The sequence below is a fragment of the Nocardioides xinjiangensis genome (assembly GCF_017916385.1).
GTDB classification, from domain to species: Bacteria; Actinomycetota; Actinomycetes; order Propionibacteriales; family Nocardioidaceae; genus Nocardioides; species Nocardioides xinjiangensis.
Window position 1 is genome coordinate 1,265,350 of record NZ_JAFMSW010000001.1, and the last position, 11,830, is coordinate 1,277,179.

Here is an 11,830-nt window from a genome sequence, read left to right on the forward strand (position 1 = left end):
GCGATGAGCGAACCGGGGCCAGTCGACGTCGCGGTCTTCGTACCAGGCCTGGACTCGGGCGGGGGAGCCGAGAAGACGGCCCTGGTGACCGCCCGGGCTCTCGCCGACGCGGGACTGACGGTGACCTGCTTCACCGACTCGCGGGTCTCCCCCGGTCACCTGCGCGAGCACTTCGGAGTCGACATGGGGAACGTGCAGCTGGAGCAGCTGCCGTCACCTCGCGTGCACCGTCGCCTTCCTCGCGCCGTGCGGGACCTGGTTCGCGACGTCGCACACGTGAAGGCGATGCGCGCGCGTGTCCCCGGGTTGTTCATCAACATGAAGTTCAAGAGCGAGCTCCCCGGCATCGGCGACCGCAGCTGGTACTACACCCACTTCCCGCACGTCCTGCACCTGCCGACGCGATCGGGCGCACACGCCTTCTACCTGCGACTGGTCGCCGCCGCGCGGCACAGGCTGCTGCTCCGGGGCGCGTCCCGGTTCATCGACACCTACGAGGTCGTCCTGGCCAACTCCGAGTTCACCCGGGAACACGTCCACCGCCGCTGGAACGTCGACGCCATCACCCTCCACCCACCGTGCGCGCAGCTCACAGGCGCCGCGGCGGCGGATCGCGCGAAGACGATCCTCAACGTCGGCCGCTTCCAAGCCGACGGGCCGAACATCCCGCACAAACGACAGGATGTGCTGGTGCAGACGCTCGCCGACATGCCCGACCTGGCTGCCGACGGCTGGTCGCTGCACCTCGTCGGCGCCGTCGGGACGAGCGCGGCGGACCGCGCCTACCTCGAGCACGTCCGCACCATGGCCCACGGCTTGCCCGTCTCACTCCATCCCAACGCCTCCCACGAGCTGCTGAGCGAGCTCTCGGCCCACGCGCGCCTCTACTGGCACGCGCAGGGATACGGCACTGACAGCGACCGGCACCCGGAGGCGCAGGAGCACTTCGGGATCTCCACCGTCGAAGCGATGTCAGCCGGCATCGTGCCCCTCGTCTACGCCACCGCGGGTCCGGCCGAGGTCGTGCAGGACGAGCCCGACCTGACGTGGCGCACCCCTGCGGAGCTGGCGGCCAAGACGCGAGCACTCCTCGACCCCGAACGATGGACGAGCTGGCACGAGCGTTGTCGCCGACGGGCCGAGGAGTTCTCGACCGACGCGTTCTCGGGATGCCTGCGCGAGCTCTACGCGAGCCGCGTCGGTCCGCTCCCGGCGCACCGGCGAGGTGGAGGATGACCCGCGCCCTGATCCTGGCCGAACGCAACTTCGACACCTGGCACCAGCAGTACCTGCGTGGCGAGGCGATCGCCCCTCTGCCCTACGGACTGGAAGCGCTCGAGCGCCACGGCTTCCAGCTCGAGTGGGCACGCCGTCAGGAGGCGGCGCCATGGCGCAAGCCGCGTGACGTGTTCGAGCACCGCACCGGGATCCCTGTCGAGCGCGCGATCCGCGGAGCGAGGCTGGCAGCCGAGGCCGACGTCGTGATCGCGCTGCTGGAGCAGCAGGGCTACGCGGTGGGACGGGCGAAGCGCTGGAGCATTCCTCCGTACGCGCGCACGCCCCTGGTCATCTGGACCTGCTGGTTGGCAGACGAGCTCGTCACCGCGACGCCGCGCCGCCGCTCGTGGCTGCTGCGCAATGTCGCCGCCGCCGACCTGATCACCTACTTCGGACCATCGGGAGCCGACGTCCTGGCTGACATGGGGTTCAGCGCCGAGCGCATCCTGGAGCTGACCTGGGGCGTGACGACCGCGTTCTATGCACCGGGCGACCGGGCCCGTGACATCCAGGTGCTGGCAGTGGGGCAGGACCGTGGCCGGGACTACGGCTCCCTCCTGGCCGCGTTCGAGGCCCTCGACTTCCCTCTCGACCTGGTGTGCAAGCCGGAGAACATCGCGGGACTCAGGGTCCCGGCGAACGTCCGGCTGCACGGGACCGTCGGCATGGCTGAGTACCGCGCGCTGCTGCAGCGTGCGCAGGTGGTCGCAGTCCCGACCCATGAGCTCGTCTACCCCACCGGCTCGAGCGTGGCCCTGGAGGCCGCCTCCACCGGCTGCGCGGTCGTGGCCACCGCGACCCCGGGGCTGAGCGCCTACTTCGACGACGGCGTCGACGGCCGCCTGGTGCCGCGCGGGGACGTCGACGGCTGGCGGCAGGTGCTGCGCGAGCTCGTCACCGACGAACCCCAACGTGAACGCCTGGGCGCCGCCGCGCGGGAGCGGGTGGTCCGGCGCAACAGCTCGGAGGTCATGTGGCGTGAGCTCGCGCAGGCACTCGACGAGCGCGGACTCACCACGACGTCCAGGACCGCCACGTGACCGGGCCCGCGACGAGCGCGCCCGCCACCGAGGTGACGGTCATCGTGGTCAGCTACAACCACCGGGACTACGTGGCGGAGGCACTGGACTCGATCGCCGCCCAGACCTTCCCGCCGCGCCGGATCGTCGTCGTCGACGACGCCTCGACGGACGACTCGACCGAGGTGATCGACCGGTGGATCGAGGGGCACGCCCACCTCGACGTCCACACGATGTTCCACCGGTCGAACACAGGCCTGTGCACCAGCCTCAACGAGGCTCTCGCCGATGTCGACACCCCGCTCTACACCTACCTCTCGGCCGACGATCGCATGCTCCCCCACCGTCTCCAGGCGCAGCTCGACCGATGGGAGCAACGCGACTCGCCCTCCTGCGCGGTCTACTCGAACGCCCTGCGCATCGACGAGCACGGCCAGCCCCTGGCTCCGGACTACGGGACGCTCAACGACTGGGAACGCGTCACGTCGTTCGAGGGCCGGCTGCACACGGAGCTCTTGAAGCACAACTGGATCCCTGCGGCGTCCGTGCTGCTCGACACGCGAGCGGTACGACGTGTCGGCGCGTACAACGACGAATGGTTCTACGAGGACCACGACCTGTGGCTACGGCTCGCGGCCACTGGCGACGACATCCTGTGCGTGGACCAGCCGCTGGTGGCGGTCCGGGAGCTCCGCACCTCCCTGGGCAGCACACACTTCGGTGCCGACAAGCCGCTCCACCTCGCCGCTCGGCTGGGCATCCTCCTGGACCAGTGCGGCGTGTCGGACGCCGGCGACGCCTACATCCGGGACACCGCGCCGCACCTGGCTCTCATGCTCTGGCGCACGGGAGAGCGCCCCGACCTCGTCGCCCGAGCACTTGCCCTCCCCGGAGTGTCCTCGAGCCCACGGTGGCAGGTCCGGGCGCTTCTCCTGCGCCTGGGGTTCGCGCAGGAGCCGCGGCTCCTACGACGGGCGACGGCCGGCGTACGACGGCGACGGGAACTGGGAGGATGAGCGGGGTCGGGGTCCAGGGCTGGCCGGGCGGGTGCGAGCGCGTCGTGTTCTTCGCGCCGCGGACACCGGAGACGAGCGGCGGCGCCAAGGTGGTGCACACCTTGTCCGCCGCCCTCGTCGCGAGCGGGGTTCCGGTCGAGCACATCTCGCTCCGACCCGGGAGCCGGGCCGCCCAGTTCCCGACCCACGTGGTCGACGCCCACCCGGAGCGCCAGCGGCGGTCGTCGTTCCGGATGTCGCAGGGCTGGCGCAACCGCGCACGCGGGCTCGTCGAGGTCGTGGTGAAGCGCGTTGACCGGGTACGCAACCGAGCCCGCCTGCGCCGCCTGCTCCAGCGTTACGGCAGCGAGACGGCGCTGGTCTTCTCGCACGTCAGCACGAAGATCGCCGCCGACGAGACGGGTTGGAAGCGCGACGGCAGCGGCCCTCTGCTCGTCGGTCAGCACCATTCCCAGTTCGAGAGCATCGACCTCGAGCCGTGGCTGCGAGGCGCCATAGCAGACCACTTCCAGGACCTCGACGTGTTCATGGCGCTGACGGAGGCCGACGCCGCGCGGTTCCAGGAGATGCTGCGGCCGCGATGCGTGGCGATGCCCAACCCGGTAGAGCCCTCCGAGGTCGCACCGCGGACCAGGCGACCGACCGCCGTCGCGATCAGCCGCTTGTCGGGCGAGAAGGCCGTGGACGTGATGGTGAGGTGCTTCGCTGCAGCCACCCGCGACGATGCACTGGGTGACTGGCAGCTGGACATCTACGGCGAAGGGGACCAGCTCGACGTGGTGAGGTCTGCGATCCACGACTCGGGATGCACGAGGATCCGGCTGGCCGGGCACTGCGACGACCCCTACGAGGTGCTGGCGGAGGCTTCGGTGCTCCTGATGACGTCATGGATGGAAGGTCTGCCGATGTCCATCCTCGAAGCGGCTGTCATGGGGGTCCCCGCGATCGCGTTCGACTGCTCTCCTGGCGTCCGTTCGCTCGTCGGTGAGGACCGTGGCTACCTCGTCCCGCCGGGCGATGAGGGGGAGTTCACGCGCGTGCTCCATTCCGCCCTGCAGTCGCCCGACGAGCTCGCACGACGAGGCGAGGCCGCGCGAGCGCGAGCCGGCGAGTTCCTTCCCGGGCCGGTGCTCGAAGCCTGGGGACGGGCCTTGACGTCGTGCTACGAGCTGCGCGATGAGCGGTGCGACTGAGCCGGGGCGAGGCGGTCGATCGCGCGACGAGCAGTCGCTCGCGACGCGACGCGGAGGCGGTTCCACGGGTCGGTCGCGGGAGCATGCGCTTGATAGTGGCTCAGCACGACACTCTCTCGGATCATCGACCCGGAACCGGGAGCGAGTATCTGGTCGAACGCCGCCTCCAAGCCGGCGCGTGACTGCGCGACGTTGTAGTGATCGGCGACGAAGCGCGCGGCTGCGCTCGTGCGCTCGTCGAACTGCGCTCGGTCGTCGCTGAACCACCGCATGGCCTCGAGGGTCCGTGCCGCGGCCTGGACACAGTCGGACTCGGGAACCGGAGACGAGTGCTCCTCGAGCATGTACTCCTTCGCGCCGTCCCCGGTGAACCCGACCACGTAGCATCCAGCTGCCATGGCCTCCGCACCGGGCAGCCCGAAACCCTCCCTCTCGCCGCCGAACAGGAAGATCGCAGCGGTCCCCAACGCACGCGCCACCTCGGCCTGTGACATCTTGTCGATCAGCACGATCTCCCAGCCGTCGAGGCGGCCCGAGCGCCGCAGCAGGTGCACCGTGGCCAGCAGGTCCTCCCGGCGGCGCCTCGGCATGAGGGCGATCTGCGGTCGCTTCTCGCGCGGGACGAAGTAGTCCTCGATCTCCAGCGGCACGTGGTGGATCGGGAAGTCGGCGGGACAGGCAGCCCTCAAGAAGGCGTCGATCGACGTCGACGTCGCGATCGCCGCGGTGGCATCGGGCCACCCCGGATAGTCACCGCGCTCGTCGACGAGGAAGTCCGACGAAGCGAAGATGAAGTCGACCCCCTGGCACAGGACGACGAACGGGTTGCCCTCGGCGAGGAAGTTCCAACGACCGACCTCAGACATCACCAGGACGTCACCGGGATCGAACCGCAGGCGCAGACCGGTGTCGACGGGAGCATCCGAGCGCCACGAGTCGAAGGAGAAGCCGGGAGCTCCGTGCCACACACGAGCGTCGTGACCCAACGCCCGGAGGTTCTCGACGAAGCGGTAGATCACCTTGATCCCACCGCTGGGGGCGGCCAGGTCGGGCGCCATGACACGAACAACCACACGCCGACCCTAGTAGGTGCGCGCGATCGGGGAACCGCGGTCCGGGCTGCACCTAGCATGTAGCCATGAGCGAGCCGGTACCCCCACACGCGGTCTACACCGACGAGGAGGTGGTGGCCTTCTACTCACGCTTCGAGGAGCAGCGGCCCGCGGAGCTGGCGTGGGTCCAGGAGAACCGGGAGCTCCTGGGCGAGTCCAGAGTCCTCGACCTGGGTGTGGGGGCCGGCCGTACGACGCCCCTGCTCATGCCGTTGAGCAGGACCTACGTGGGTGTCGACTACTCACCCCCGCTCGTCCACGCCGCTCGCGAACGCTTCCCGGATGCCGACCTGCGCGTCGGCGACGCGCGGTCCATGCCGTGGATCGAACCGGCGTCGATCGACGTGGTGGTCTTCTCCTTCAACGGCATCGACACCATGGGGAGCGACGACCGCGCCCTGGTCCTCGCGGAGGTCTTCCGCGTGCTGCGTCCGGGGGGATGGTTCCTGTTCTCGTCGCACAACCAGGACGCACACGGCTACCGGCGGCTCGCCCGCTTCGAGCGACCGCGCCTGAGCCGCGTGTGGTTGAAGCGCACGGCCCGCCGCCTCAGCGCCCTGGCCCGACACGCGCGCATGCGACGCGACGAGGTGTTTGGGGATGGCTGGTCGATCATCAACGACGAGGCGCACGACTACCGGCTGATGCACTTCTACGCCACCAAGGAGTACCAGGAGCAAGCCCTGGCCGGGGCCGGCTTCGAGCTGGCGCAGGTGTACCGCCAAGATGGTCGTCACTGGACCGGGCCCGACACGGAGTCCCTCGACCTGCACTACTGGTGCTGGAAGCGGGGCTGAGTCCGCTGAGCGACGGTGCTTCGCAGACCGTGTCGACCAGCGCGGGATCAGTCCACCTGGTGCGCCGAGCCCTCGCCCTCTTCGACGCAAGCACCACGCGTCGGTTCTTCCTCGCGATAGCCGGATCAGTGGTCGTCGCGCTGGGCGAGGTGCTTGCGCTCCTCCTGGTCCTGCCCCTCATGCAGCTCATCACCGGCGACACCGCCGCCGGGGCCCTGCCGCGCCTCCGGGAGCTCCTCGGCAGCCCCGACGACAGCCGCCTCGCGATCTACCTCTCCAGCGCCGTCATCGGGGGGTTCATCGCGAAGAGCCTGGTGGCTCTGGCGATCAGGTGGTGGACCAGCGGGTTCGTGCTGCGCCGAGGCGCTGTGGCCTCCAGCGCGTTGATGCGCTACTACCTCAACGCCCCGTACTCGCTGCATGTCCAGCGCGGCGCCGCCGACCTCCTGCGTCGCATGTCCGACGCCATGGCGCAGGTGTTCGACCGCGTCCTCAACCCGGCCATCTCCTTGGCGACCGAGCTGGTGACGATCGCCGCGATGGCGACAACCCTCCTCGTCGTGGCCCCCGTCCCCACGCTCGCCGTCACCATCTACTTCGGCCTGGCCGCCTACCTGCTGCAGCGCCTCGTCCGCGAACGCATGAGGCGCTCGGGGCAGGAGCTGATGACGGCCAACCTGGAGATCCTCCGCTACGCGCTGCAGGCCCTGTCCGGGATCAAGGAGATCCAGCTGCGCAACGACCAGGAGGTCTTCGTCCAGCGCTACGAGGGCGCCAGGCTCAGGGCCGCCATGGAGCATCGCACCATGGGCTTCATCAGTGAGCTGCCCAAGTACGCGATGGAGATCCTCTTCATCGGCGCCATCGGCATCATGACGGCGTTGTCCTTCGCGCTCGAGTCCCGCACCCAGGCCCTCGGCGTGCTGGCCCTGTTCGCGGTAGCCGGCTTCCGCGTCCTGCCCAGCTGCGTCCGCTCCATCGCCTCCCTCAGCCTGCTGCGTTCCGGCGAGGAGGCTCTCGACCTGGTGGAGGAGGACAGCAGAGCGGCTCACCGGACCTTGGTCGAGGTCACCGGCGCACACCCTGCGGCTCTGCCGTTGAACGACGCGCTCACGGTCCGCGACCTGACGTTCCAGTACCCGGATGCCGACGCACCCGTCCTCGTCGACGTCAACCTCACGATCCCTGCTGGCTCGTCCCTGGCCCTGGTCGGCAGGAGCGGATCGGGCAAGTCGACCCTGGTGGACCTCATCCTCGGCCTCCAGCGACCCACAGCCGGCGTCATCCTTGCCGACTCCGTCGACATCGGGGGTGCCTTGAAGGCCTGGCAGGCCGGCCTCTCGATGGTGCCGCAGGACGTCTACCTGCTCGAGGGGTCGATCAGGGACAACGTGTACTTCACCCCAGGGGTGGACGACCCCGGTGACGCGCGCCTGCACGCGGCGATCGAGCAGGCCTCGCTCGCCGACCTCATCAGCGAGCTCCCCGACGGCGTGGAGACCGAGGTCGGGGACCGCGGCACCAGGCTCTCCGGCGGCCAGAGGCAACGCGTCGGCCTGGCGCGCGCCCTCTTCCGGTCGCCCCACCTGCTCGTGCTGGACGAGGCCACCTCCGCTCTCGACAACGAGACCGAGCACGAGGTCAGCCGCACCATCCGCGAGCTGCACGGTCGCATCACCACCATCTTGGTGGCGCACCGGCTCTCCACGGTCAAGCACTGTGACCAGGTGGCGTTCCTGGAGGGTGGACGGGTCAGCGCCATCGGGACGTTCGACGAGCTGAAGGAGAAGAGCCCGGCCTTCGCTCGCCTCGTCGCGCTCGGGTCGCTCGACTCGGGCCTCGACGCGACGTCCCCGGGGACCGCCAGGTGACACGCGTCCTGCTCGTCGCGCCCGCCTTCCACGGCTACGGCGACTCGATCGCGAGCGCGCTGAGTCGGGCCGGGCACGAGGTGCGCGTCCACTCCTACGACCTCAACGCGTCCCTCGGCGCCAAGCTCCGGACGAAGCTCGTCCATGAGCTCCCCAGCCGCCTCGGATCGCCCGCCGGGGACCGCGCCCGGCGACGGCTGCTCACCGCGCGGGCGGTCGATGTCGTACGGGCCGAGCGGCCGGACGTCGTCGTCACGGTCAGGGGCGACGTCCTCGGCCCCGCCTACTGGGAAGCTGTCGACGCCTCGGGGGCCCGTCAGCTGCTCTGGCTCTACGACGAGCTCGCGCGCATGCGCTTCGACGACGAGGTCCTCTCCTCCCGCCCCTCCGTCGTCTCGTACTCGCCCGACGACGTGTCGCACCTCCGCTCCCGCGGCCTCCGGGCACATCACGTGCTCGACGCGTTCGACCACACCGTGCCGTTCACGCCGGCTCCCAGCGACGAGGTCGTCTTCATCGGCGCTCGCTACCCCGACCGCACCCACCTCCTCGAGGGCCTGCACGAGCGAGGCGTGCCCGTGCGGGCCTACGGCCGGGACTGGTCGCACCACCCGTTCGACCGGGTCCGCACCTGGCAGGTGCGGCGTCCCGGTGTCCCGTCGGCGCGCGAGGTGGACCGCGCGACGGCCTACGGGCTGACGGCCGGGGCTGTCGCGGCCCTGAACTCCCACACCGACCAGGACGGCTTCACGATGCGCACCTTCGAGCTGCCCGGCACGGGCTCGCTGCAGCTCATCGACCGCCCCGACGTCGACCGGCTCTACGAGCCCGGCACGGAGGTGCTGGTCTTCTCCGGGCTCGACGAGCTGGCCGACCAGTGCCGGCGTGCCGTGGTCGACCGCACGTGGGCCCGCACGATCGCCGAGCGCGGGAGGGCCCGCACGCTCGCCGAGCACACCTTCGACCACCGGGTGCCCGTGCTGGAGGCCGCATGGGGCTGAACCACCCCCGGGACCTCGCGGCCTGGCGGGACTGGCAGCAGTCCCGGCACCGCCTGCGCCGGCTGCGTCACGCCGTCCGCCCCGCCGGCGGACCGCAGGTCGAGCGATTCGTGCTGACGACGTACGACACCGAGCCGCGGCTGCTGGTCGCCGTCGACTCCGCGTCTCCCACGAACCACGCCGCCCTGGTCGAGCCGCTGCGCCACCTCGAGCTGCCGGTCGCCGTGCTGTCGCCGGGACCGCCGCCCGAGCTTCCCGGGCGGACACCCCTGTCGAGCGCGGAGGTGGGGACCGACGTGCCCGTCGCGCTCCGCGGCCTCACCGCCGTCCTGTCGCTCGGACACCACCTTCCCCGCGGAGAGGTCGCGCAGCACTGGGCGAGCGTCCTCGGCGTCACCTCGGTGGTGGTGCAGCACGGCGCCCTGACCCCTCACGCCCCGCCGCTGCCGCAGGGCGCGCGGCTGCTGGCCTGGAGCGACGTCGACGCCGACTTCTGGCGCTCGGGTCGCAGCGACGTCGAGCACGAGGCCGTCGGCAGCCAGCTGCTCTGGGGTGCCGCCGGCCGGCGGGCGGACGGAACCGGCCTCAGGCTCACCTACCTGGGGCAGATGCACGCCGCGGAGCTGTCGCGGGGCCGGCTCGTGACCGCAGCCGCCGCCCACTGCCGCTCGCACGACGCCGTCTACCGGCCGCACCCCTCGGAGACGGACCGCCTGTCGCGACTGGTCCACGGCGCCTACCGGCGCTCGGGCATCGAGGTCGACGGATCCACCCCGCTGGCCGGGCTCGACGGCCCCGTCGTCAGCGTCTTCTCCACCGGCGTCCTCGAGGCGGCCGCGCAGGGCCGCGACGCGTGGGTCGACTTCCCGCGTCCTCCGGCGTGGCTCGTGGAGTTCTGGGAACGTTACGGCATGCACCGCCTCGGGACCACCTCCACGCCCGCACCGAGCCGGCCGGCCACCGAGCCGGCGCGGCGGATCGCCGAGATCGTGACGGCGGCCGCGTCGTGAATCCTCTCGACACCCTCTGCGTCATCCCGGCCCGCGGCGGCTCGAAGGGCGTGCCGCGCAAGAACCTCCTCGACGTGGGCGGGAAGCCGCTGATCGTCTGGACGATCGAGCAGGCGCTCGCCGTTCCGGAGCTGGACGTTCTGGTCTCGACCGACGACGAGGAGATCGCGCACGTCGCCCGCGAAGCCGGCGCGCGCGTGCCGTGGCTGCGGCCCGCCCACCTCGGCCAGGACACCACCCCGACCGAGCCGGTCGTCCGGCACGCGATCGAGCAGGTCACCGCGGAGCGCGGTCGTCCCGACGCGGTGATGCTGCTCCAGGCGACGTCGCCGGTGCGGCACGACGACACGCTGGCCCGCGCCCTCGCCGAGTTCGCCGCCACCGGGGTGGACTCGATGGTCGGCGTCGTCGAGCAGCCGCCGTTCGTCTGGCAGGCCGGCGACCCCCCGCAGGCCGCGTACGACGTGGCGGCGCGCCCGCGCCGGCAGGACCTCACCGCCGAGAACCGGCGCTACCGGGAGACCGGCTCCCTCTACCTCACCCGCACCGAGGTCTACGAGCAGCACGACAACCGGCTGGGCGGGCGCATCGGCCTCTTCGTGATGGCCGAGGACGAGGGCGTGGACATCGACACCGATCTCGACGTCGCGCTCGCAGCGAGGTTGCTGGAGCGACGCGACCGATGATGAACACGTTGCGGCGCATCGCCTCGCTGCCCGGGCTTCGCCGGGTGCTGCTGCGACCGCGGGTGCGACGGGCCGTCGCCGCGCTGCTCGCCCTGCGGTTCCTCAGGGCAGCACTGCTGACCACGACCCCGATCCGCTTCGCGGTGGCCGACCTGCTGACCTCACGCGGTCGGGTCCGTTCGTGGACGCTGCGAGACGGTGGCACTGTCACGCTGATGCACCGACGTGACCTCGAGGCCTTCCACGAGCTCATGGCCGCCGGCGAGTACGAGCCCCCCGCCGCGCTCAGGTCACGCCTCGCGCGCCCCGGTCGCATCCTCGACATCGGCGGCAACATCGGGATGTTCGCCCACTGGGCGCACCGCCGCTGGCCCGACGCCCGCATCACCTCGATCGAGCCCGACCCGGACAACCTGGCGGTCTTCCGCGCCGGCCTGACCGACCAGCCGATCGTGCTCGTCGAGGCCGCCGCCATGACGCGGCCCGGCCACGCGGCCCTCTCGTCGGGCTCCGGCGCCGGCCGGCAGGTCGAGTCGAGACCGGACGCCCTCGCGGGATCGGTGCCGGCGGTCGACGTCTACGAGTTCCTCCGAGACGCCGACTTCGTGAAGATGGACATCGAGGGCGGGGAGTGGCCGATCCTGGCCGATCCCCGCCTCGCTGAGCTGGACGACCTCGTCTGGGTGATCGAGTTCCACCGGGCCGGGGCACCGACCCTTCCCGCCCGGGACGCGGCACAGCGGCTGTTCGAGGCGGCCGGCTTCCGGGTCGGTCACGAGAGGCTGAACCACTGGGGGCACGGCACCCTGTGGGCGTGGAAGGACTGATCGGTCCCCACGGGTGTCGC

11 protein-coding genes are annotated in these 11,830 nt (G+C 71.1%); 10 read left to right on the plus strand and 1 reads right to left on the minus strand.

Going from position 1 to position 11,830, the window contains the following annotated elements; genetic code table 11:
* Positions 1-3: 3 nt before the first annotated feature.
* Genes J3P32_RS05980 through J3P32_RS05995 form a run of 4 tightly spaced genes read left to right on the plus strand, consistent with a single transcriptional unit; the run spans position 4 to position 4,506 of the window.
* Positions 4-1,236 (plus strand): glycosyltransferase family 4 protein, encoded by a 1,233-nt coding sequence (locus J3P32_RS05980; RefSeq protein WP_210438902.1) that lies wholly within the window; start codon positions 4-6, stop codon positions 1,234-1,236.
* Positions 1,233-2,318, plus strand: coding sequence for a glycosyltransferase family 4 protein (locus J3P32_RS05985; RefSeq protein ID WP_210438903.1), 1,086 nt, complete (start codon positions 1,233-1,235; stop codon positions 2,316-2,318). The genes J3P32_RS05980 and J3P32_RS05985 overlap by 4 nt, the downstream gene beginning before the upstream one ends.
* Complete coding sequence (locus J3P32_RS05990) at positions 2,315-3,313, plus strand: glycosyltransferase family 2 protein (protein WP_210438904.1); 999 nt, start codon at positions 2,315-2,317, stop codon at positions 3,311-3,313. The genes J3P32_RS05985 and J3P32_RS05990 overlap by 4 nt, the downstream gene beginning before the upstream one ends.
* Complete coding sequence (locus J3P32_RS05995) at positions 3,310-4,506, plus strand: glycosyltransferase (protein WP_210438905.1); 1,197 nt, start codon at positions 3,310-3,312, stop codon at positions 4,504-4,506. The genes J3P32_RS05990 and J3P32_RS05995 overlap by 4 nt, the downstream gene beginning before the upstream one ends.
* Here the strand turns inward: J3P32_RS05995 and J3P32_RS06000 are convergent.
* Positions 4,476-5,579 carry a glycosyltransferase gene (locus J3P32_RS06000; RefSeq protein WP_210438906.1) on the minus strand — a complete coding sequence of 368 codons (1,104 nt, stop codon included), beginning with the start codon at positions 5,577-5,579 and terminating at the stop codon, positions 4,476-4,478. The two genes, J3P32_RS05995 and J3P32_RS06000, sit on opposite strands and share 31 nt — an antisense overlap.
* A 65-nt stretch (positions 5,580-5,644) precedes the next feature.
* On the opposite strand from J3P32_RS06000, the gene J3P32_RS06005 reads away from it, so the two are divergent.
* The 6 genes from J3P32_RS06005 to J3P32_RS06030 are packed head-to-tail and all read left to right on the plus strand — an operon-like array spanning position 5,645 to position 11,810.
* Entirely contained in the window at positions 5,645-6,415 is a 771-nt protein-coding gene (locus J3P32_RS06005) for a class I SAM-dependent methyltransferase (RefSeq protein ID WP_210438907.1), read from the plus strand.
* A gap of 29 nt (positions 6,416-6,444) precedes the next feature.
* The gene (locus tag J3P32_RS06010) at positions 6,445-8,286 is read left to right on the plus strand and encodes an ABC transporter ATP-binding protein (RefSeq protein ID WP_210438908.1); all 1,842 of its coding nucleotides are present in this window, start codon (positions 6,445-6,447) and stop codon (positions 8,284-8,286) included.
* Positions 8,283-9,287, plus strand: coding sequence for a CgeB family protein (locus tag J3P32_RS18405; protein ID WP_210438909.1), 1,005 nt, complete (start codon positions 8,283-8,285; stop codon positions 9,285-9,287). The genes J3P32_RS06010 and J3P32_RS18405 overlap by 4 nt, the downstream gene beginning before the upstream one ends.
* On the plus strand, positions 9,278-10,297 hold the full coding sequence (locus J3P32_RS06020) for a hypothetical protein (protein ID WP_210438910.1): 1,020 nt from the start codon (positions 9,278-9,280) through the stop codon (positions 10,295-10,297). The genes J3P32_RS18405 and J3P32_RS06020 overlap by 10 nt, the downstream gene beginning before the upstream one ends.
* Positions 10,294-10,983 (plus strand): acylneuraminate cytidylyltransferase family protein, encoded by a 690-nt coding sequence (locus J3P32_RS06025; RefSeq protein ID WP_210438911.1) that lies wholly within the window; start codon positions 10,294-10,296, stop codon positions 10,981-10,983. Before J3P32_RS06020 ends, J3P32_RS06025 begins: the two co-directional genes overlap by 4 nt.
* Positions 10,980-11,810 (plus strand): FkbM family methyltransferase, encoded by an 831-nt coding sequence (locus J3P32_RS06030; protein WP_210438912.1) that lies wholly within the window; start codon positions 10,980-10,982, stop codon positions 11,808-11,810. The genes J3P32_RS06025 and J3P32_RS06030 overlap by 4 nt, the downstream gene beginning before the upstream one ends.
* The last annotated feature ends 20 nt before the right edge of the window (positions 11,811-11,830 follow it).

Bases quoted from the DNA above. Each gene is read 5' to 3' on its own strand.
- J3P32_RS05980 (WP_210438902.1), top strand. From the start codon at position 4: ATGAGCGAACCGGGGCCAGTCGACGTCGCGGTCTTCGTACCAGGCCTG.
- J3P32_RS05985 (WP_210438903.1), top strand. From the start codon at position 1,233: ATGACCCGCGCCCTGATCCTGGCCGAACGCAACTTCGACACCTGGCAC.
- J3P32_RS05995 (WP_210438905.1), top strand. From the start codon at position 3,310: ATGAGCGGGGTCGGGGTCCAGGGCTGGCCGGGCGGGTGCGAGCGCGTC.
- J3P32_RS06005 (WP_210438907.1), top strand. From the start codon at position 5,645: ATGAGCGAGCCGGTACCCCCACACGCGGTCTACACCGACGAGGAGGTG.
- J3P32_RS06020 (WP_210438910.1), top strand. From the start codon at position 9,278: ATGGGGCTGAACCACCCCCGGGACCTCGCGGCCTGGCGGGACTGGCAG.
- J3P32_RS06030 (WP_210438912.1), top strand. From the start codon at position 10,980: ATGATGAACACGTTGCGGCGCATCGCCTCGCTGCCCGGGCTTCGCCGG.